17 protein-coding genes are annotated in these 21,974 nt (G+C 69.8%); 11 read left to right on the top strand and 6 right to left on the bottom strand.

Features of this window, described 5'->3' with window-relative positions:
* The first annotated feature begins 72 nt into the window (after positions 1-72).
* Genes QMG86_RS06295 through QMG86_RS06265 form a run of 7 tightly spaced genes read left to right on the top strand, consistent with a single transcriptional unit; the run spans position 73 to position 13,392 of the window.
* Entirely contained in the window at positions 73-6,402 is a 6,330-nt protein-coding gene (locus tag QMG86_RS06295) for a type I polyketide synthase (protein ID WP_281878242.1), read from the top strand.
* Positions 6,399-7,823 carry an aminotransferase class I/II-fold pyridoxal phosphate-dependent enzyme gene (locus QMG86_RS06290; RefSeq protein WP_281878241.1) on the top strand — a complete coding sequence of 475 codons (1,425 nt, stop codon included), beginning with the start codon at positions 6,399-6,401 and terminating at the stop codon, positions 7,821-7,823. The genes QMG86_RS06295 and QMG86_RS06290 overlap by 4 nt, the downstream gene beginning before the upstream one ends.
* A complete protein-coding gene (locus QMG86_RS06285; protein WP_281878240.1) occupies positions 7,820-9,832 on the top strand; it encodes a CRTAC1 family protein in 2,013 nt (670 codons plus the stop codon). The genes QMG86_RS06290 and QMG86_RS06285 overlap by 4 nt, the downstream gene beginning before the upstream one ends.
* Positions 9,829-11,085 (top strand): RnfABCDGE type electron transport complex subunit D, encoded by a 1,257-nt coding sequence (locus QMG86_RS06280; protein WP_281878238.1) that lies wholly within the window; start codon positions 9,829-9,831, stop codon positions 11,083-11,085. The genes QMG86_RS06285 and QMG86_RS06280 overlap by 4 nt, the downstream gene beginning before the upstream one ends.
* A complete protein-coding gene (locus QMG86_RS06275; RefSeq protein ID WP_281878236.1) occupies positions 11,082-11,576 on the top strand; it encodes a flavin reductase family protein in 495 nt (164 codons plus the stop codon). The genes QMG86_RS06280 and QMG86_RS06275 overlap by 4 nt, the downstream gene beginning before the upstream one ends.
* A 43-nt stretch (positions 11,577-11,619) precedes the next feature.
* A complete protein-coding gene (locus QMG86_RS06270; protein ID WP_281878235.1) occupies positions 11,620-12,582 on the top strand; it encodes a DUF1702 family protein in 963 nt (320 codons plus the stop codon).
* Positions 12,583-12,588: 6 nt separating this feature from the next.
* Positions 12,589-13,392: an SDR family oxidoreductase gene (locus QMG86_RS06265; protein WP_281878234.1), complete on the top strand. Its 804-nt coding sequence runs from the start codon at positions 12,589-12,591 to the stop codon at positions 13,390-13,392.
* 66 nt (positions 13,393-13,458) lie between these two features.
* Here the strand turns inward: QMG86_RS06265 and QMG86_RS06260 are convergent, their stop codons facing one another.
* A complete protein-coding gene (locus tag QMG86_RS06260) occupies positions 13,459-13,896 on the bottom strand; it encodes a DoxX family protein (RefSeq protein WP_281878233.1) in 438 nt (145 codons plus the stop codon).
* 98 nt (positions 13,897-13,994) lie between these two features.
* Between QMG86_RS06260 and QMG86_RS06255 the strand changes: the two genes are divergently transcribed.
* From QMG86_RS06255 to QMG86_RS06245, 3 genes are all read left to right on the top strand, one after another.
* A complete protein-coding gene (locus QMG86_RS06255) occupies positions 13,995-14,564 on the top strand; it encodes a TetR/AcrR family transcriptional regulator (RefSeq protein WP_281878232.1) in 570 nt (189 codons plus the stop codon).
* Between the two features lie 86 nt (positions 14,565-14,650).
* A complete protein-coding gene (locus QMG86_RS06250; protein WP_281878231.1) occupies positions 14,651-15,022 on the top strand; it encodes an SUKH-4 family immunity protein in 372 nt (123 codons plus the stop codon).
* A gap of 142 nt (positions 15,023-15,164) precedes the next feature.
* Positions 15,165-15,860, top strand: a complete 696-nt coding sequence (locus QMG86_RS06245) for a hypothetical protein (RefSeq protein WP_281878229.1) — start codon at positions 15,165-15,167, stop codon at positions 15,858-15,860.
* Positions 15,861-15,918: 58 nt separating this feature from the next.
* On the opposite strand, the gene QMG86_RS06240 is transcribed toward QMG86_RS06245, so the two are convergent.
* Positions 15,919-17,211 (bottom strand): MFS transporter, encoded by a 1,293-nt coding sequence (locus tag QMG86_RS06240; RefSeq protein ID WP_434086195.1) that lies wholly within the window; start codon positions 17,209-17,211, stop codon positions 15,919-15,921.
* A gap of 325 nt (positions 17,212-17,536) precedes the next feature.
* Between QMG86_RS06240 and QMG86_RS06235 the strand changes: the two genes are divergently transcribed.
* Complete coding sequence (locus tag QMG86_RS06235; protein WP_281878226.1) at positions 17,537-17,701, top strand: hypothetical protein; 165 nt, start codon at positions 17,537-17,539, stop codon at positions 17,699-17,701.
* A gap of 23 nt (positions 17,702-17,724) precedes the next feature.
* Here QMG86_RS06235 and QMG86_RS06230 read toward each other — a convergent pair whose 3' ends face one another.
* Genes QMG86_RS06230 through QMG86_RS06215 form a run of 4 tightly spaced genes read right to left on the bottom strand, consistent with a single transcriptional unit; the run spans position 17,725 to position 21,965 of the window.
* Positions 17,725-18,516: a 3-oxoacyl-ACP reductase gene (locus QMG86_RS06230; protein ID WP_434085672.1), complete on the bottom strand. Its 792-nt coding sequence runs from the start codon at positions 18,514-18,516 to the stop codon at positions 17,725-17,727.
* Complete coding sequence (locus QMG86_RS06225) at positions 18,516-19,877, bottom strand: aldehyde dehydrogenase family protein (RefSeq protein ID WP_281878224.1); 1,362 nt, start codon at positions 19,875-19,877, stop codon at positions 18,516-18,518. The genes QMG86_RS06230 and QMG86_RS06225 overlap by 1 nt, the downstream gene beginning before the upstream one ends.
* The gene (locus tag QMG86_RS06220; protein ID WP_281878223.1) at positions 19,874-20,620 is read right to left on the bottom strand and encodes a gamma-glutamyl-gamma-aminobutyrate hydrolase family protein; all 747 of its coding nucleotides are present in this window, start codon (positions 20,618-20,620) and stop codon (positions 19,874-19,876) included. Before QMG86_RS06220 ends, QMG86_RS06225 begins: the two co-directional genes overlap by 4 nt.
* Complete coding sequence (locus QMG86_RS06215) at positions 20,601-21,965, bottom strand: glutamine synthetase family protein (RefSeq protein ID WP_281878221.1); 1,365 nt, start codon at positions 21,963-21,965, stop codon at positions 20,601-20,603. The genes QMG86_RS06220 and QMG86_RS06215 overlap by 20 nt, the downstream gene beginning before the upstream one ends.
* Between the last annotated feature and the right edge of the window lie 9 nt (positions 21,966-21,974).

Here is a 21,974-nt window from a genome sequence, read left to right as displayed (position 1 = left end):
CTCCACGCTGTTTCGACGACGTCGGCGAGAAACGCCGATGTTTTCGAATACCTGAGCATCAGGGGATTTTTCATGCCCAATGTAGCAATTGTCGGTATCGGCTGCCGTTTTCCGGGCGGCATCGACGGACCGGACTCGTTCTGGGATCTCGTCGTGCACAAGGGCGACGGGATCGTGGAAGTGCCGGCGGACCGCTGGAACCTGGCGAAGTTCTACGACCCGGACCCGGACGCGCCGGGCCGGATGTACACCAGGCACGGCGGATTCCTGACCCAGCCGCTGTGGGAGTTCGACGCCGAGTTCTTCGGCATCTCCCAGCGCGAGGCGTCGATCATGGATCCGCAGCAGCGGCTGCTGCTGGAGGTCGCCTGGGAGGCGCTGGACGACGCGGGGATGGCGGGCCGGGTCAGCGGCCGGGAGGTCGGCGTGTTCGTCGGCGGCTTCATGAACGACAACGCGTTGGTGCGCAGCGGCTCGGTGTCGCGGGCCTCGATCAACAGCCACAGCCCGACCAGTTCGTCGCACACGCTGCTGTCGGCCCGCATCGCGTTCCTGCTGGATCTGCTCGGGCCCACCATGACCATCGACACCGCCTGCTCGTCCTCGCTGGTCGCGCTGCACCAAGCGGTGCTCGCGCTGGAATCGGGCGAGTGCGAGACAGCGATCGTCGGCGGCGCCAACGCGATGCTGCGGCCGGAAGCGTTCATCTCCATGTGCAAAGGCCGCTTCCTCGCGGTGGACGGACGGTGCAAGTCCTTCGACGCGGCCGCCGACGGCTACGGCCGTGGCGAGGGCGCGGGCGCGGTGGTGCTCAAGCAGCTGGACGCGGCGGTGCGGGACCGCGACCGGATCTACGCGGTGGTGCGGGGCAGCGGCGTCAACCAGGACGGCCGCACACTGGCCATACCGGTGCCCAACCCCGTCGCGCAGGAGGCACTGGCCCGGCGGGTGCGCCGGCTGGCGGGCATCGACGCGCACGACATCCGCTATGTGGAGGCGCACGGCACCGGCACACCGGTCGGCGATCCGCTCGAACTGGCCGCGCTGGGTGCGGTGTACGGCGCGGTCGAGGGCCGCGACGAGCCGCTGCCGGTCGGCTCGGTGAAGAACAACATCGGGCACACCGAGGCCGCGGCGGGCGTCGCGGGCGTCATCAAGGCCGCGCTGACCTTGCACCACGGCGTCATCGCACCGCAACTGCGGCTGGACAACCCGAACCCCGAGATCGACTTCGACCGACTGCGGGTACGCATTCCGCTGGAGACCGAACCGCTGCCGAACGACGACGGCCGGGCCGCGGTGGCGGTCAACAGCTTCGGCTACGGCGGCACCAACGCCCACGCGATCCTCACCCGCGCGCCGGAAGTGCCCGCGCCCGCCGCGGAGTCCGCGCGCGGACCGATCACCGTGCTGCCGCTGTCGGCCCGCAACGAGACCGCGTTGCGCACGATGGCCACCCAGCTGCACGACCTCGCCGAGGCCACCCCCGTCGAGGCGGTGACCGAGGCGGCGTGGGCGCAGCGCGCGCACCATCCGCTTCGCGCCGCCTTCGCCTATCGTGACGCCGACGATCTGCGCACCCAGCTTGCCGATTTCGCCGCGGGCTCGGGCAAGTCGCCCGCCCGGGCGCTCACCGACGGTTCCACCCAGCCGGTGTTCGTGTTCAGCGGCATGGGCCCGCAGTGGTGGGGCATGGCCCGCGGCCTGCTCGAGGCAGGCGGGCATTTCGCGACCGCCGCGCGGGCGATCGATGAGGTCTTCCGCGAGATCGCGGGCTGGTCGATCGTCGAGGAACTCCTGCGCCCGGAAGCGGAATCGCGGATTACCAGGACCGCCTACGCGCAACCGGCGAACTTCCTGGTCCAAGCCGCGCTGGTGGCCGAACTCGCCGAACTCGGCATCCACCCCGCCGCGGTGGTCGGCCACAGCGTCGGTGAAGTCGCCTCGGCCTATGTCTCGGGCTCGCTGTCGCTGCGCGACGCGCTGCTGGTGAGCTATCACCGCGCCCGGTTGCAGGCCACCACCGCGGGCACCGGCGGCATGCTCGCCGTCGGGCTGCCGGAGGAACAGCTGCGCGAGCGCCTGGCCGATGTGCCGGGCGTCTGCGTCGCGGCGATCAACAGCCACTCCGCGGCGACACTGTCCGGCGACCTCGCCGCATTGGACCGCATCCGAGAAGAACTCACCGAGGAAGGCGTGTTCGCCAAGGCCCTGCGCGTCGAGGTGCCCTACCACAGCCACCTGATGGACCCCATTCTCGGCGATCTCACCGCGGCGCTGGCCGACCTCGCGCCGCGACCCGCGCGGGTACCGATCTGGTCCACCGTCACCGGTGGTGAGCTGTCCGGCCCCGAGTGGGACGCCGAGTACTGGTGCCGCAACGTGCGCGAGCCGGTGGCATTCGGCGCGGCCGTGGACAGCCTGCTCGACGCCGGGCACCGGGTGTTCCTGGAGGTCGGCCCGCATCCGGTGCTCAGCGGCAACATCAAGGAGGCGTTCGTGCGCCGCGGCCTCGACGGCGCGGCGATCAGCACCCTGGCCCGAAATGCCGACGACCGGGACAACCTGTTGCGCGCGGTGGGCGAGCTGTACCAGGTGGGCGGGTTGGACACCACGCACGCGCCCGGCGCGCCGGAAACCCCCACCGCGCATCTGGATCTGCCTCGCTACCCGTGGCAGCGCCGCAGGCTCTGGATCGAGGACCCCGCGATCGAGGCGGATCGCGTCGGCGCCGTGGACGGCTACGTCATGCTCGGGCAGCGCACTGCGGCTTCCGCTCCGGAGTGGGAGGTCGAGCTGTCCGTGGCCGCGCTGCCGTGGCTGCCCGATCACGTGGTCGACGGGTCGGTCGTGCTTCCGGGCGCGGCGTATCTGGACGCCGCGCTCAGCGCCGCCGCGGTACGGACCGGCCGCGCCACCTTCGGGCTGGAGTCGGTTCAGTTCGTCGCGCCGCTGGTGATCGCACGGCATGACGTGCCGGTCCTGCGGCTCACGGTCGAGGAGACCACCCACCGGTTCACCCTGCGCTCGCGCGCCGCCACCGCGACCACCTGGACGGTCAACGCGTACGGCAGGCTGATCGAGGCGGACGTCGACGCGCGCACCATCGACCTCACTCCGGCGGCGGACGCGGTGGACGTGACCGCGGCGACCCTCTACGACGGCCTCGCCGCGCACGGCCTGGCCTACGGTCCGAGCTTCCGGTTGATCACCGACGCCCGCGTGGGGGCCGACTCCGTACTGGCGCGGCTGGATCTCACGCCGCTGGCAGGCAGTTCGCCGAGCCTGCCGCATCTGGCCCACCCCGCCGCGGTCGACGCCGCGCTGCAGTGCTTCGCCGCCCTGTACGCCCAGACGGCGCGCGGCGCGAGCGTCGTCGTGCCGTCCTCGGTCGCCGGGGTGCGCTGGACCGGGCCGCTGCCCGAGCAGGCGGTCGTGCTCGTCCGCCGGGTGGACGGCGACCCGCTGTGCGCGGACATCACCGTCGCTTCACCGGAAGGCATTGTCGCACTGACACTTTCGGGTGTCCGGTTCGCCAGGCTGGCGGCCGAGCCGGACCTGCACGACCAGCTCGACGGCCTGTTCTACGAGCCGGTGTGGGCCATCGTCGACGACATCGCGACCGCCGACGAATCGACGGGTGGCGAAGAGTTCCTGCTCGTGGTCAGCCTGGGCAGCACCGTCTCCCAGCGCGCGAAGGAGATCGCCAGCGCTCGTGCCTTCTCGGAGATCCTCACCCTGGACCCGGAGGAGGCCGGCGCCTCGGATCGCGTCCTCGCCGCTCTGCGCGCCGCCCAGCAACGGCCCGGCGCGACGCGCGGCCGCCTCGTCGTGGTGTCGGGCGCCGAGCTGGACGCCGTGCCCAACGCCTACGGGCTCGCCCTGGTCGCGAAGGCGGTCGGCGAGCTGGTGGTCGGCGAGGAGGACGACGACGCCCCGGCGGCCGAGGTGCGTGCGGTGGTGGTCACCGAGCAGGCGTTCTGCCTGCCGGTCGACGCCTTCGCGCATCCCGCGCAGGCCGCGCTCACCGGCGCGCGGCGCACGCTGCGCAACGAGCAACCCGCCGTCCACTGGCGGCTGGTCGACACCGAACCGGCCACACGCGCCACCGACATCGTCGAGCAGGTGTTCGGCGACGGACGGGCCGACGAGGTCGCGTTGCGAGCGGGCGCGTGCTGGGCGCTGCACCTGCGCAAGTCCCTGCGGGAACATCTGGCGGTCTGGGACGAGGCCGCGCCGCTGACCGATCCGGAAAGTTCGTTCCGCCTGGAGATTCCGCGGTCTCGGCTGTTGTCGGATCTGGCGTGGCGCGCGGTCGATCGCGTACCGCCGGGCCCCGGCGAGGTCGAGATCCGGATGGACGCGGTGGGCCTCAACTACAAGGACGCGCTCAAGGTGCTCGGTGTGCTCACCGAAAAAGAGCTGGCCGGAACGTACTTCGGCACCGACCTGGGGATGGACGGGTTCGGCGTGGTCGAGCGGGTCGGCCCCGGCGTGACCGAGGTCGCCGTCGGTGACGAGATGTCGGTGTGCGCCAGGGACCTGGTCCGCAGGTATGTCACCCTCCGGCCGGACGAGGGCGCCACGATGCCCCTGAACTATCCGGACACCGAACTCGACCCGTGCCACTCCAGCTCGGTGCTGCCCTTCCTGACGGCCGAATTCGCCTTCGGCGAGCTCGCCCACCTGCGAGCGGGTGAGACGGTGCTGGTGCACGGCGCGGCGGGCGGCATGGGTATGGCCGCGGTCCAGGTGGCGGTGCGCCTCGGCGCGCGGGTGATCGCGACGGCGGGCTCGGAGGAGCGCCGTGCGGTGGCCGCCGCGGCCGGCGCGCACGAGGTGGTCAACTCGCGGTCGATCAGCTTCGTCGACGAGGTGCTCGCGCTCACCGGCGGACGCGGCGTCGACGTGGTCTACAACTCCTCCCCCGGCGAGATCCTCCAGCAGAACCTGCGGGCGGCCGCCGAATTCGGCCGGATCATCGAGATCGGCAAGGCCGACATCTACGGCGGTGGCGCGATCGACCTGCGCCCGTTCGACCGGAACCTGTCCTTCTTCGCGGTGGACATGGATCGCGCCTTGGCCGTGCGCCCCGAACTGGTCCGTCGCGCGGCACGCCGGGCGATGGACGCGCTGAACGACGGCACCTACGACTATCTGCCCTACACCGCATTCCCGCTGGCCTCGACCGCCGAGGCGTTCGAGACCGTGGTGCGGTCCAAGCAGATCGGCCGCGTGGTGCTCGACCTGCGCGAACCGGAACCGACCGTGCTGGGCAAACGGCCGGGTCTGCCGATCGATCCCGAGGCCAGCTACCTGGTCACCGGCGGCTTCGGCGCGTTCGGCCTGGCCACCGCGCGCTGGCTGGCGCGGATCGGCGCGCGACGTCTGGTGCTGGCCGGGCGCAGCGGCGCCACCGGGGACGCGGCTCGCGCGGCGGTCGCCGAGATCGCCTCCGGCGGTGTGGAAGTGGTGGAGGAACGCCTCGACATGGCCGACTACGACGCCGTCGCCGCGCTGGTCGAGCGCATCCAAGCGAGCGGGCACCCGCTGCGCGGCGTGTTCCACGCGGCTGGTGTGGTGAACAACCTCGAGGTACCGCAGATCACCGCCGAGTCGCTGGCGGACATCTTCGGGCCCAAGGTCGCCGGAGCGGTCAACCTGGACACCGCCGTCACCGCCGCCGACATCGAGCTGGACATGTTCGTGCTGTTCTCCTCGGCGAGCAGCATCGTCGGCATCTCACCCCAATTCGGCTACGCGGCGGCCAATTCCGTCCTGGACATGATCGCCGCCGCCCGCCGGGCCCGCGGCGCCGCCGCGCTGGCGGTGAACTGGGGCTTCATGAGCGGTGGCGGCGGCATGGCCGACTACGAGGCGGTCAGCCGGTACGCGGAGATGACCGGCTACCGCTCGGTGGACATGGACGTGGCCACCGATCTGCTGGGCGAATGCCTGCGGCTGAACCTGCCGCAGATCGTGCTGTTCGACGTGGACTGGAGCCAGTGGGCGCTGGCGCACCGCCCGTCCACCCGCACGCCGCGTTTCGCCGACCAGGTGGCGGCCGCGGGCGGCGGCGCGTCGGGCGCGGGCGCGCTGCGGGCGGAGATCCTCCAGCTGGGTATCGACCAGCGCGGCGAGGTGGTGGCCTACCTGCTCGCCGAGCAGCTGGCCGCGGTGCTCGGCGTCGACGCCGAGACGATCGACCTGAACACCCCGCTGCCCGAGCTCGGCATGGACTCGCTGATGGGCATGGAGTTCGGCGCCCGCGTGGTGCAGGTGCTCGGCACCCAGCTGTCGGTGCTCGCCGTGATCGGACTGACGTTGCGCGGGCTCGGCGCGCGAATTGCCGAGCAGATTGCCCAGGAAGAAGAGCGCGCGGCGAGGAGCGAGGACGAATGACCGGCAACAACAGGGAACTGGCCCGCGCACTGCTGGCCAGGCACGCGAGCGGCGAGAACAGCGCCCCGGCGAACGGCAACGGCGCGCGAGCCGCGAACGGCTCCGCCGCCCCGGCCGCGGCAACCGGCAACGGCGGCAGCGCGACACGCGGGGTCGCGCACACGTCGTTCCGTGACCACCCCGGCGTGCTCGAGGCCGCGCAGCGGTTCGGGCGGTTCGACGCCTGGGTCAACGAGGTCGGTCTGGTCAATCCGTACTACCTGCCGCACGAGGGCATCAGCGGCGCGGTGACCAGGATGGCCGACCGGGACGTGGTGAATTTCAGCAGCTTCGGCTACCTGGATCTGGCCGCCGACTCGCGGGTGCGGCAGGCCGCCAAGGACGCTATCGATCAGTACGGCACCTCCGCCGCCGCGGTCCGGATCGTGGCGGGCGAGCTGCCGATCTATCGCGAATTGGAAGCCGAGATCGCCGGCATCTACGACACCGAGGCCGCGCTGGTGACCGCGAGCGGCTACCTCACCAACGCCGCCGCGGTCGGATTCCTGCTCGGCAAGCGCGATCTCGCGGTCTGCGACGCGCTCATCCACCACAGCGTGGTCTCCGGCACGGAGTGGTCGCGCTGCAAGCGGGTCTCCTTCCGGCACAACGATCCCGAGTCGCTCGAGACGATCCTCAAGATGTCGCGGCGCAGCTTCGACCGGGCCATGGTGATCATCGAGGGCCTCTACAGCATGGACGGCGACGTGGTCCGGCTGCCCGAGATCATCGAGGTGGCCCGGCGCTACGACTGCTCGATCATGATCGACGAAGCGCATTCCTTCGGCACGCTGGGCGCCACCGGGCACGGCGTGCGCGAGCTGTTCGACCTGCCCGGCGACGCCGTGGACGTCTGGATGGGCACGCTGTCCAAGGCGCTCGGCAGCGTCGGCGGCTATCTCGCGGGCAACCGGGAACTGGTCGACGGATTCAAGTACGTCGCAGGCGGGTTGAGCATGTACACCGCCGCGCCGGCCCCGTCGGCCATCGGCGCCGCGCTGGCCGGGCTCGAGGTCCTGCGCGACGAGCCGGAACGCGTGACCCGGCTGCGGCACAACAGCGAGTACTTCCACCGCCGCGCCAAGGAATACGGCTTCGACATCGGCACCTCGGAGGATTCGCCGATCATCCCGGTCATGACCGGCGCCGACGAACCGGCGGTGCTGGCGGCGCTGGCCATGCTGCAGCGCGGATTCAGCGTGAACGCCATCACCCATCCGGTCGTCCCGGCCGGGGAGGCCAGGCTGCGGTTCTTCATCAACTGCAGGCACACCGAGCAGCACATGGACCAGGCGCTGGCCACGCTGCGCGAGGTGCTCGACGGACTCGCGGACACCGCGGGACAGCAATTCACACTCGCCCATGAGGAGCAGCACTCGTGAAAATTCCCATCAACCGATCCCTCCTCCGAAAAGCGGTGGTGCCCGGGGTGGCCCTGCTGCTGATGGGCTCGCTGTTCATCCCCGCGCGGTCGGCGCTGCTGCCCACCTACGACGAAGCGGGCGGGCCGATCGCGAGCAAGTTCGACTTCACCGCGATGCCGATCGCGCTGCCCAAGGGCTTGCCGACCGATCGTAAGATCCGCGAGCTGCGCGAGCCGTACAAGCACCTGTCGGCCTGGATCTCGTCGGTCGGCGCGGCCATCGCGATGAACGACTTCGACGGCAACCGGCTGGCCGACGACCTGTGCGTGGTCGACCCCCGCTCCGACACGGCGTTCATCACGCCGACGCCGGACAGCAACACCGGCCGGTACGAGCCGTTCGTGCTCGACCCGAAACCGCTACCCGCCGACTCCTCCACCGTGCCGTCGGGCTGCATCCCCGGCGACTTCAACGGTGACGGCCGGCTGGACGCCCTGGTGTCGTACTACGGCCGGACGCCGATCCTGTACCTGCAGCGCGCCAACGCGACCCGGCTGGACGCCAAGGCGTTCCGCCCGATCGACCTGGTCCCCTCCCCGAACACCGCGGACGGGCACTACGAAGGCGAACGCTGGATCACCGCGGCGGTCTCGGTGTCCGACTTCGACGGCGACGGCAAGCCGGACATCTACCTGGGTCAGTACTTCAACGACATGGACGTGCTCTCCAAGGAGGGCCAGCTCGCGCTGTGGATGACCGACTCGCTGTCCAACGCGCGCAACGGCGGCAAGGACCGGATCTTCACCCTGGCCTCCGCCAAGGCGGGCGACGAGCCGACCGCCGACTACCGCGAGGTGGCCAACCCGTTCCCGATCGGCATGGACACCGGGTGGGCGCTGGCCGCCGCCGCGTCCGACCTGAACGGCGACCAGCTGCCGGAGCTGTACGTGGCCAACGACTTCGGGCGCGACCGCCTGTTCGTCAACAAGTCCACGCCGGGACAGATCCGCTTCGGCTTCGCCGAGGGCGAGCGCGGCATCACCGAGCCGAAGTCGTATGTGCTCGGCCATGATTCGGACAAGGGCATGGCGGCCGACTTCGGCGACCTGAACGGCGACGGCATGCCGGACCTGTTCGTCAGCAACATCGCGGTGCGCTTCGCGCTGATGGAAGGCCACTTCGCGTTCTACAACACCGCCAAGGACACCGCCGACGCGGCACGGCAACTGGCCGAGGGCGTCGCGCCGTTCAAGAACCGCGCGACCGACGTCGGACTGGCCTGGGAGACCTGGGGCTGGGACGCCAAGATCGACGACTTCGACAACGACGGTCGCAACGAGGTGGTCCAGGCCACCGGCATGATCAAGGGTGAGACCAACCGGTGGCCGCAGATCCAGGAACTCGGCACCATGAACGACGACCTGACCAAGTACCCGTGGTCCTGGCCGATCATCGCCGAGGACGCCGACCTGGCGGGCAGCAATCCGGTCGGCTTCTTCAGCCGCGGTGACGACGGCAAGTTCGCCAACCTCACCCACGCCCTCGGCATGGACACCCCGGTGCCCTCACGCGGCATCGCGGTCGGCGACACGTCCGGCAACGGGGCGCTGAGCTTCGCCGTCGCCCGCCAATGGGGCGACCCGACCTTCTACCACAACAACAAGGCGAAGGGCGGCCAGTTCCTCGGCCTGAAGCTGTTCCGGCAGGCATGGGAGGGCACCGCGACCACGAACACCATCGCCGGTCTTCCCACGCAAGGCGTTCCGGCCGTGGACGCCCAGGTCGAGGTCCGCACGGCGGACGGCCGGTTGCTCACCAGCCACCTCGACGGCGGCAGCGGGCACACCGGCAAGCGCGCCACCGAGGTGCACATCGGTCTCGGCGACGTCGACCCGGCCGCCCCGTTGCACGTCACGCTTCGCTGGCGGGAGACCAACGGCACCCCGCACGAACAATCCCTCCAGCTCGCGCCGGGCTGGCACACCGTGAACCTCGCCTCGGACGCGCAGGAGGTCAAGCAGCGATGAGCGACAACGACAAGAAGGATCCGGGCGAGGCGACAGCCGCCTCGAACGGCCACCACGAGACCTCGGCGGCCGACGGCAACGGCAGCGCCGCCCACGGCGCTCCCGGGGGCGACGACACGGCCACGGAGGGCGGAGCCGCCGCCACGGCCGGCAACGGCAACGGCAACGGCAACGGCAACGGCAACGGCAACGGGACGAGCGTCTCCGCGGCGGAACGCATCTCGGCGGTCCAGCGCTCGGGCACCGAGTTCGCCAAGGAATGGGTGGAAAAGCCCGCCGCCACGAAGGATCCGCGCTACCTGGCGCTGCGCAACTTCGCCATCTCGATCACCATCTTCAACCTGATCGGGTTCCCGCTGCTCGGCTTCGAGCAGCCGTTCCTCTGGCCGTTCATCGCGCTGGCCACCGCCTATACCACCGAGATCGGGCTGGAAGTCCTGGCGGCCTGGGCGTACAAGCGGCCCCCCGCCTTCCGGGGCCGGGGGCCGCGCGGGTTGTTCGAGTTCCTGCTGCCCGCGCACATCACGGGTCTGGCGTTCAACTTCCTGACCTTCGCGCACGACAAGCTGTGGCCGGTGATCTTCGGCATCGTGGTCGCCGTCGGCACGAAGTGGGTGCTGCGCGCCAAGATCAACGGCAAGATGCGCCACTTCATGAACCCGTCGAACTTCGGCGTCGTGGTGTGCTTCCTGGTGTTCCCGATGATCGCGGTGGCCCCGCCGTACCACTTCACCGAATACATCACGGGCCCGGCGGACGCGCTCATCGTCCTGGGCCTGCTGACGACCGGCACCATGCTCAACGCCAAGCTGACGCTGAAGATGCCGCTGATCATGGCGTGGGTGGGCGCGTTCGCGCTGCAGGCCATCGTGCGCGGGCTCATCGAGCCGAACGTCTCGATCCTGGCCGGCCTGAGCATGATGACCGGCCTGGCGTTCGTGCTGTTCACCAACTACATGGTCACCGACCCGGGCACCACCCCGTCGGGCAAGAAGCAGCAGATCATGTTCGGCGCCTCGGTGGGCATCATGTACGGCGTCGTCACCGCGCTGCACATCTCCTACGGGTTGTTCATCGCACTGGTCATCGTCTGCGGCGCTCGCGGCGTCTACTGGTGGGTCCGCGGGATCGCCGAATGGTGGCGGCAACGCGGCGCGGCGCCGGAGGCGGCGGAGCAGCCCGTGGTGGCCGACGACCTGGAGGCCGACATAGCGCGCGAACCCGAGCCGGTGAAGGAGGCGGCCCGCTCATGACCGACCGCGCCGAGCTGCGCCGCGTGCTCGGCGCGTTCACCACCGGTGTCACCGTGGTCACCACCGGGTCGCCACGGCCACACGGCATGACCGCCAACGCGTTCACGTCCGTCTCGCTGGATCCCCCGCTGATCCTGGTGTGCGTCGCCCACACGGCGCGCCTGCACCGGGCGATCCACGAGGCGGGCGCGTTCGCCGTTTCCGTGCTGTCGGCCGACCAGGAGCCGGTGGCCCGGTACTTCGCCGACTCCGCGCGCCCCGACGGCGACGCGCAATTCGACCAGGTCGAGTGGTTTCCCGGACCGCACACCGCGGCGCCGATGCTGGCGCACGCGGCCGCGGGTCTGGAATGCAAGCTCGACAACGTCTTCGACAGCGGCGACCACAGCATCGTCGTCGGCGAAGTACTGCACGCCGAACGCGACGCCCGACTCGCCGCCACGGGAGCGCTGACGTTCTTCGACGGCGGTTTTCGCCGCTTCATCCTGTGACGATGCCCCCCGAAAAAGACTCCTCTGACGATTGGAGAACCCCATGCCCTCGCCGTTGGGTCCGCTGCGCGCGGCCCTTTTCGTTCCCAGTCCGGCCAGTGTTCGCTCGGTGCTGAGCAAGTTCGAGCAGCCCGATCAGCACACCGCGCTCGAACTCGAACAGGTGACCATGCATCTGGTCGGCGGCATCGACTCCGCGGTCCGCAGCTCGGACAACGACGAGCTGATCGCCACGCTGCTGCAGGTCCCGCCGAAGTACCGTGGGTTCGCCTACGAGGGCGCGGCCGTCGGCCTCACCGCGATCGACTCCCTCTCCCCCGGCCGGCGCGCCGCCGACCTGATCGATGGACCGGCCAGCGAGTACGCGCTGACCATGTACGTCGGGGTCGGCCTCGCCATGGCGAAGATCCCGAAGCTTCGGTGGAAGAAGCTGTTCCCGCAGCACCCGCTGTTCCGCTGGCTGGCCATCGACGGCTACGGCTTCTACAAGGCGTTCTTCCAGATGCAGCGCTACGTGCGCGACAAGCACGTCGAGACGCGCTATCCCGGCTGGCTCGGCGACCGCGACAACCTGAAGCGCATCGCCGACCAGGGCATGGGCCGCGCGCTGTGGTTCATCGGCGGCGGGAGCCCGGCCGGGGTCGTGCGGCTGATCGGCGAGTTCGAGCCGCGGCGGCACGCGGATCTGTGGAGCGGCGTCGGCATCGCCGTCACCTTCGCGGGCGGCGTGGAAACGGCGGCGATGGAGGAACTCTGGGACGTGGCGGGCGAGTTCCGGCCGCAGCTGTCGCTGGGGTCGGCCATGGTCGCCCGCATCCGGCAGCAGACCAACAGCGTCAACGAGCACAGCGAGGCCGCGGCGCAGGTCTTCTGCGGCGCCGGCGTGGCGAAGACCGACGCGCTGATCGAGAGCTCGCTCGACGGCCTGCCCGACGACGGCAGCTCCGGCACGTATCTGTTGTGGCGGGACCGGATCGCCGAGATCGTCACCGCGAGCCGAGCCTGAGCCGCGATGGGACGGGTCGAGGACTGGGCCGGCAAGCACGTCGTCGTCACCGGCGGATCGGAAGGGATCGGCGCCGCGGTGGCGGAGGCTTTCGCGCGGCGCGGCGCGCAGGTCTCGATCATCGCGCGCCGTGAGCTACCGTTGCGCGACACCGCGAAACGACTGGGCGCGGACTGCGCCGCCGCGGACGTGACGCGGCCGGACCAACTCGCCTCGGCCATCACGGAATTGGAGCAGCGCAACGGGCCGTGCGAGGTCCTCGCCTGTTGTGCGGGGCTCGCGCTGCCCGGGCGGTTCCTCGACGTGGACGCCGATGAGTTCGAGGTGCAGATGTCGGCGAACTATCTCGGCACGGTGTACGCCGTGCGGCAGGTTCTGCCCGGCATGGTGCGGCGGGGCGGCGGGAAGATCCTGCTGGTCAGTTCGACGTCGGCATTCCTCGGAATCACCGGTTACACCGCCTACGGGCCGACCAAGGCGAGCATCCGGCAGCTGGCGTTGTGCCTGCGCTATGAAGTCGAGCCGAAGGGCGTGGACGTCACGGTGATCTATCCGGCCGACACCGACACACCGGGGCTGGCCATGGAGAACCAGCGAAAACCGGTGGAGACCAAGGCCATCACCGGGTCGATCGAGCCGATGTCGGCTCAGCGGGTCGCCGAAGCCGCCGTACGGGGCTTGGCACGCGGACGCCACCATATCGCGCTCGACCCGCTGACGCGGTTCTTCCTGGCCTGGGCGAACCTGCCCGAGGATCTGGCGCGGCCGTTCATGCGGCGCACCATCGCGAAGGCGCTGCGCGGCAACTGAGCACCGAACACGCGAAAGGCCCGCTCGCACATCGAATTCCGATGTGTGAGCGGGCCTTTCGCCATCTCAGCCGACGATGACGATCACGCATGCCGCGATGAAGAGCAGTTGCACCAGCGCCCGCAGCGGCAACGGCATGGTCTTGATGCCCAGTTCGGCGCGGGCGGCGCGGACGTTCGCCGGGAACAGCGCCACCAGCAGCGCGATCAGGCAGGCCGCGGCCAGGTCCGCGGTGGCCGGGATGAGTACGCCCGCCGCACCCGCCAACTCCAGGACGCCGGTCAGCGTCACCAGCGCCGCCGCGTTCGGCAGCCGCGGCGGCACCATGGCGATCAGGGCGTCGCGGCGCGGCTGGAGGAAGTGCGCGCTCGACGTGAGCACGAGCATCGCGGCCAGCCCGAGTGCGGTCGCGTGCGCCCACGAATCGAGCCAGCCGTGACCGATCAGCCGGCCGGCGAGGCGGGCGAGTGCGGTGACGGCGACGAGGACAACCAGCGGTGCCATCGGGATCTCCTGTGCATCGAAAGCAAATCTTGACAGTGGAAAGATAGTCCCCGCGTGCTGAACTTGTCAATGTCTAGATGATCGGTCACCATCGAGATATGGCGAAGGACGGCTACCACCATGGAGATCTCCGCGCGGCACTGCTGAGCGCGGCCGCCGAGCGGATCGCCGCCGACGGCGTCGACGCGCTCTCGCTGCGCAACCTGGCCCGGCACGCGGGCGTCTCGCACGCCGCGCCCGCCCACCACTTCGGCGACCGCGCGGGCCTGCTCACCGCGTTGGCCACCGAGGGTTTCGAGCTGCTGGCCGCGCAGCTCGCGGAGGCCGGGGAGGATTTCCGCGAGGTCGCGGTGGCCTACATTCGCTTCGCCCGCGAGCACCCCGGGCACTTCGACGTGATGTTCCGGCACAGTCTCTTGCACGCGGAGGACGCGGCGTTGCGCGCCGCCCGGGAACGTTCCGCGACGGCCCTGCGCGCAGGCGTCTCGGACATCCGGCCGGGCGACAGCCACGACCGGCAGCAGGCGACCCAGCTCGCCGCATGGTCGCTGGTACATGGCTTCGCTTCGCTGTGGCGCGAAGGGGCACTGCATAATTCAGCACTGGCCGCCGAATCCGATCCGGAGGTCTTGGCCCGCAAGATGTTGTCCACCATCCGCTTCGACTGACCGGAAACCCGCTTGCGCCGAGCCGCCACCGTGCTATCCAGAGACCCGGAAGGAGCGGGCGGCCATTCCCCGGCCGCCATCGACACATGGACATCCACGCCTACCCGACCGAGGCGACCACACCGGTGGATCTGACCGAGGCGCACCGGATCGCCGACCACCATCTCGCCAACGGCGACTACGCCGAGCGCGGAATCGCCTACCGGCTGACCGAGTTCGACACCTGCTTCGTCGCCGTCGCCACCTTCCCCCGCCCTCCGCACGCCGAGCCGGACAGCCCGCTGGTGGTAGTCGGCGGGTCCGTCTGCGTCATCGACAAACCCACCGGCGCCGTCTCCTACTGGCCGACCTACCCGGCCGACCTGGTGGCCGACCAGTACGCGGCCGCCCTGCGAGACGGCCGCCTGATCATCGAGGACAGCTGGCCGGAAGACGACGAGCCACCCGCCGCTACCTGAGCCCCGCTTTGCCAGTGCCGAAGTAATTGCGGCCATTGACAATTGGATATCAGCACACCAGCATGAGCAACGGCACCGTCCACTGGCCAGATCAGGCAAACGTCGAGCTTTGGAAACCGATGCGGCTACAGGAGGCAGCTCCATGGGGGACAACGAGCCCGACGCGGACACACGCGAGACAGCGCAACCCCGGCAGCAGGACCCGGCCGAGCGCAAGAGCTGGGTTCGTCGTCACTCCGGGACGATTCTCACCACACTGCTGTTCCCCATCATTTCCGGGTTGATCGTCTTGGCGGTGGAGAAGTTCACCGATGACGACGCCTCCGCGGCGTCGGCCTCGACATCGGCTCAGCAGACCACCCCCAGCGCTGCCGCGGACGACCGCGCGGCCTCCCCCGCGCCCTCCGCCGTGCCGACGACGTCGGCGGCCGCTTCGCCGAACGATGTCCGATGGACCGGCACGATCAACCTCACCTATCTGGATTTGGACTCCGTCCCGCCCCGCGTGCTGGCCAGCAACAACGGCGCCAGCGCATGGGTCAGTTACGACCGCAATTCTTCCGGTGGGTTCGACAAAGCCACCCTGTACGGAGTCGGCGGCGGATTCTTCACGACGAAGCCCACCCTCGCCCTGTGGACCACCCCGGCCGAACCCACCCGACAGCAGTGCTCCGACCTCGTCGCCACCCAGGGCGCCGAAACCCTCCAGGTCACCAAGGACAGCGCCTACTGCGTCAAAACCGCTGCGGGCCGCACCGCTTTCCTCACCGGCATCTCCCTCAACAACGCGATCCACGCCTACACGGCCTCGGTAACCGTCTGGTCCGCCACGCAGTAGCCGACGTCCCCGGCCGCACCAACCGGTAAACGCCGGTCCGCGGGTGGTTGGCCGCGGTTCAGAACGCGGGTTGTGCGGGCAGATCCGGGTCCGAGGCAGGGTCGTCCGGGACAGTTTCGCCCGCGTCGGGGACTTCGGTGCCGCGCAGTGAGGTGCCTGCGGTTTCGCGCAGGTAGTTCCAGGCGAGCAGGCCGATCAGGGACGCGCCGACCATGTAGACGGCGGGGAACAGCGACCAACCGGTGGTCTCGATGACGGCCTCGTTGATCAGTGGGGCGGTGCCGCCGAAAACCGCGGTGGAGACGTTGTAGGCCAGCGCGAAACCCGCGTACCGCACATGCGTCGGGAAGATGGCGGGGAAGGTGGAGCTGATGGTGGACAGCTGCGGCACATACAGCAGTCCGAGCACGATGAAGCCGATGATGGCCCACGCGGTGCCCTGGCCCATCAGCCAGTACATCGGCACCGCGAGCACGGCGAGACCCATCAGGGAGAACAACCACATCGGGCGGCGGCCGACACTGTCGGACAGCCGGCCGAAGAAGGGCAGGACCACCATCATCACCACCTGCCCGATCAGCATCATCGCGGTGGTCGCCGACTCACCCATGCCGATCGTGTTCTGCAGATAGGTGGGCTGGTAGGTCAGCAGCGTGTAGTTCACCACGTTGAGCGCGACCACCAATCCGGCCAGCGTGAGCGTCTCACGCCGGTAGGTGGTCAGCACCTCGCGCAAGCCGCCGGGCGGATGCTTGTGCTCGGCGACTTCGGTGAACACCGGGCTCTCGTCCAGCCTGGCCCGCAGGTACCAGCCGGTCAGGCCGAGCGGGATGGCGATCAGGAACGGGATGCGCCAGCCCCACTCGTGCATGGTGTCCGAGCCCAGCGCGAGCTGGCAGGCCAGCACGGTCGCCGAACCGCCGACGAAGCCGGCGAGCGTGCCGAACTCCAGGAAACTGCCGAGGAAACCGCGTTTGCGGTCGGTGGCGCATTCGGCCAGATACGTAGCGGCGCCGCCGTATTCGCCGCCGGTGGAGAAGCCCTGCACCACACGCAGCAGGATGAGCAGGATCGGGGCCAGCACACCGACGGACGCGTGGGTGGGCAGCACGCCGATCGCTCCGGTGGCGGCCGCCATCAGCAGGATCGTGGTGGCCAGCACGGCTTTCCGGCCGATCCGGTCGCCGAGCGGCCCCCACACCATGCCGCCGAGCGGCCGGAGGACGAACGATATGGCGAAGCCGAGCATGGTACCGAGCGTGCCCAGTTCGCCGGGGAAGAAGGCGTCGGTCAGGTACGTCGCCGTGGCGGCGTAGACGCCGTAGTCGAACCATTCGGTCGCGTTGCCCATGGCGGAGGCCGCCACGGAACGCCGCAGCGGGAAACCCTCGGATGTCCGGTCGGTCACGTGCACGTCCTCTCCAGTCCGTCCACGGACCTCGGTTCGTTCCACCTCCGGTCCGAGAACCGAAGGCGTGGCACGAAACAGACCGATACCCAGGATTCCCGCCCGGCAAACAGGCGCACGTCCGCAAACGCGCCGGGAAGTCCGCCGCGACCTGCTGCTACTCGGATAATTGTGATGTCGATCACAGAGATTGCCCACGGCGACGAACTGTCGTCGAGGGCCGAGCTTCACCCCGCCCGAGCATGGCGGCGGCGGCCGCGAGAGCAGCGTGCGCAACACGGCACGGCGCCGGCACGTCGAGGTCAAGTCGCTCGCGCACACGGCCGCGATGCAGGCGGCGCTACCCCCTCTGGCGGAGGGCGGCTCGATCACGTTGGTGTCGGCGGCGTCGGCGGGCGGTGTGATGCCCGCCACCGATGGCGGCGCTCGATGATGAGCGCCGAAATAGGCGCTGTTCTACAGCGGCGTCACGTACGCGCCCGCGATGCCACCGTCCACCAGGAACTGCGACGCGGTGATGAACGAGGAATCGTCGCTGGCGAGGAACGCGACGGCGGCGGCGATCTCCTCCGGTTCGGCGAACCGGCCGAGCGGAACGTGCACCAGACGCCGCGCGGCCCGCTCGGGATCCTTGGCGAACAGTTCCTGGAGCAGGGGCGTGTTGACCGGACCGGGGCACAGCGCGTTCACCCGAATGCCGCTGCGGGCGAACTGGACTCCGAGTTCCCGGCTCATGGCCAGCACACCGCCCTTGGAGGCGGTGTAGGAAATCTGCGAAGTCGCCGCGCCCAGCACCGCGACGAACGAAGCGGTGTTGATCACCGAGCCCTTGCCGCGCTCGAGCATGTGCCCGATGGCGTACTTGCTGCACAGGTACACCGACGTCAGATTGACCTCCTGGACGCGCCGCCACGCGTCGATGCCGGTGGTCAGGATCGAATCGTCCTCCGGCGGCGAGATGCCCGCGTTGTTGAACGCGATGTCCAGCCCGCCGTAGGTATCGACCGCCGTCTGGAACAGGGCCTCGACCTGGGCCTCGTCGGTGACGTCCACCTGGACGTACCGGCCGCCGACCTCCTTGGCGGCCGCCTCGCCGGTCCCGGCGTCGATGTCCGCGACCACCACTTTCGCCCCCTCCGCCGCGAAGCGACGGACCGTGGCCAGACCGATACCGCTCCCGCCGCCGGTGACGACGGCGACTCGATCCTGTAAGCGCTGCAACGTATCTCCTGTCGGATGTGCGGGTATCACTGCGTGGCGAGGAAGACGTTCTTGGTCTCGGTGAAGGCGAGCGCGGCCTCCGGCCCGAGTTCGCGCCCCAGTCCGGACTGTTTGAACCCGCCGAACGGCGTCCAATACCGCACGGACGAATGGGAGTTCACCGACAGGTTGCCCGCCTCCACGCCGCGGGCCACGCGCAGCGCCCGGCCGACATCACGGGTCCAGATCGAGCCGGACAACCCGTAATTCGTGTCGTTGGCGATGCGCAGCGCGTCGGCCTCGTCGTCGAACGGCAGGACGGCGACCACCGGGCCGAACACTTCCTCGGTGAGCACCCGGTCGGTGGGCGCGCTGGGCAGCACCACGGTCGGCGGGTACCAGAATCCGGGCCCGTCGGGCATGCTTCCGGTGAACGCCACCTTGGTCGAGGGCTGCACGAACGCGGCCACCCGCTCCCGATGCGCCGCCGAGATGAGCGGGCCCATCTCGGTGGCTTCGTCGGACGGGTCGCCCACCCGCACGCCCTGCACCGCCGGTTCCAGCAGTTCGAGAAAGCGGTCGAACACACCGCGCTGCACCAGGATCCGTGAGCGGGCGCAGCAGTCCTGCCCGGCATTGTCGAAGACGCCGTAGGGCGCGGTGGCCGCCGCCTGCTCCAGGTCGGCGTCGGCGAACACGATGTTCGCGCTCTTGCCGCCCAGTTCCAGCGTCACCCGCTTCACCTGCCGCGCGCAGCCCGCCATGATCTGTGTGCCCACCTCGGTGGAACCGGTGAACACGATCTTGCGGACGGCCGGGTGGGTGACGAAGCGCTGCCCCACCACCGATCCTTTTCCGGGCAGCACCTGGAACACGTCCTCGGGCAGTCCCGCCTCGAGCGCGAGTTCACCGAGCCGCAGGGCGGTCAGCGGGGTGACCTCGGCGGGCTTCAGCACCACCGTGTTGCCCGCGGCGAGCGCGGGCGCGAAGCCCCACGCGGCGATCGGCATCGGGAAGTTCCACGGCACGATCACCCCGACGACGCCGAGCGGCTCGTGGAGGGTGATGTCGACGCCGCCCGCGACCGGAATCTGGTGTCCCAGCAGCCGTTCCGGCATCCCGGCCGCGTAGTGCAGGACGTCGCGGACGTTGCCCGCCTCCCAGCGGGCGTTGCCGATGGTGTGCCCGGCGTTGGCGACCTCGAGCCGGGCGAGGTGCTCCAGATCCGACTCGACCGCATCGGCGAACCGGCGCAGCAATCGTGCCCGGTCGCCCGGCGCCACTTCGCGCCAGGCAGCCGAGGCATGCTGCGCGCGGGCGATGGCCGCGTCGGTCTCCGCTTCCCCGACGAGTTCGACGGTGCTGACCACCTGTTCGGTCGCCGGGTTGACCACCTGCGCTGTCGTCACCGGTCGCGCTCCCTTCGATAGGTGTCCGCCGCCTCGACCAGTGCCCGGATCAACCGGCGGTCGGTGGCGTCGGCCTCCGGATGCCACTGCACGCCGACCAGGAACGACCCGTCGGTGGACTCCACGGCCTCGATGGTGCCGTCGGCGGCGTACGCGGTGGCGGCCAGGCCCTCCGCGAGCCGATCGACGGCCTGGTGATGGTGGCAGTGAACCTTCAGTTCCGCGCCGGCCGAGCGCGCGATCCTGCTACCCGCGATCGTCAGCACCCGGGTGGCGGTGAACCCGCCCTCGACGCCGGAGTGCTCCTCGTGCCCGACGACGTCGGGCAGATGCGGGATCAACGTGCCGCCGAGCGCCACGTTCGCCAGTTGCAACCCGCGGCACACCGCGAGTATCGGCATGTCCGCCGCCCGCGCCAGCTCGAACAGGCCGAACTCCGATTCGTCCCGGTCCGGCCTGGTGTAGCCGGGTATCCCGGACGACGGGCCGCCGTAGCGGACCGGATCGACGTCCGCGCCGCCGGTCAGCACCAATCCGTCGAGCCGCCGCACCAGCTCGGGACGCGCGACGCCCGCGGGCGGCAGCAACACCGGGATGCCGCCCGCGGCGGCCACCATCTCGACATAGGCGTGCGGCAGGACCGCGCCCGGCAGATCCCAGGCGTTGAAGCGGACCTGCTCCACGTAGGTGGGCAGGCCGATCACGGGACGGGCTCCCGCGACCTCAGAGTCGTTCGAAACCACGGATACGCTCCCAGTCGGTGACCGCGGCGTCGTAGGCGTCCAGCTCGACCCGCGCCGCGTTGCGGTAGTGCTCCACTACATCATCACCGAAGGCCGCGCGGGCCACCGTGCTGTCGCCGAACAGCTGGGCCGCTTCGCGCAGCGTCCGCGGCACCCGAGGGCGCTCGGAGCGGTAGGCGTTGCCGTGGAATTCCGGCTCCAGCGGCAGCCCGCGATCGATACCGTGCAGTCCCGCCGCGATCAGGGCGGCCACGGCGAGGTACGGGTTCACGTCGCCGCCGGGCACCCGGTTCTCGAACCGCAGCGAATGCTCTTCGCCGACCACGCGGACGGCGCAGGTCCGGTTGTCGCGGCCCCACGCGATCGCGGTCGGGGCGAAGCTCCCGGTGACGAATCGCTTGTAGGAGTTGATGTTCGGCGCCAGCAGGTAGGTGAACTCGCGCAGGCAGTCCAGCTGCCCCGCGATGAACTGCCGCATCAGCGGCGACATGCCGTCCGCTCCGTCGCCCGCGAAAACCGGCTCCCCCGATTCACCGCGCAAGCTCAAGTGGATGTGACACGAATTACCCTCCCGCTCATTGTATTTCGCCATGAACGTGAGGCTGCGCCCTTCCTGGGCGGCGATCTCCTTCGCGCCGGTCTTGTAGATGCTGTGGTTGTCGCAGGTGACCAGCGCTTCGTCGTACCGGAACGCGATCTCGTGCTGGCCTGGGTTGCATTCGCCTTTGGCCGACTCGACGTACATTCCCGCGCCGTCCATCTCCTTACGGATGCGGCGCAGCAACGGTTCGATCCGCCCGGTGCCGAGCATCGAGTAGTCGACGTTGTACTGGTTGGCCGGTGTCAGCCCGCGGTACCCGGCGTTCCAGGCCGCCTCGTAGCTGTCGTCGAACACGAGGAATTCGAGTTCGGTCCCGACGAACGCGCGCAGGCCGCGCTCGGCCAACCGGTCCAGCTGTCTGCGCAGCACCTGGCGCGGCGAGGCGGGCACGGGCCGCCCCTCCGGCACCACGTGCTCGACGTCGCACAACACGAGCGCCGTGCCCGGCCACCACGGCGTCGTCCGCAGGGTGCGCAGATCCGGCCGCAGCACGACGTCCCCGTACCCGGTCTCCCAGGACGACAGCGCGTATCCGTCGACGGTCGTCATATCCACGTCCACGGCGAGCAGGTATTCGCACGCCTCGGTGGCGTGCTGGACCACCTCGTCCAGAAAATATCGCGCGGCGCAGCGTTTGCCTTGCAGTCGCCCCTGCATATCGGTCATGGCGACCAGCACCGTGTCGATCTCACCCGTGTCGACCCGGTCCCGCAATTGCGCCACACTCAACATCCCGCTACGCATCCACGACCC

This window comes from Nocardia sputorum (assembly GCF_027924405.1).
Classification (GTDB): domain Bacteria; phylum Actinomycetota; class Actinomycetes; order Mycobacteriales; family Mycobacteriaceae; genus Nocardia; species Nocardia sputorum.
This window is presented reverse-complemented; position numbering and strand designations above follow the sequence as displayed.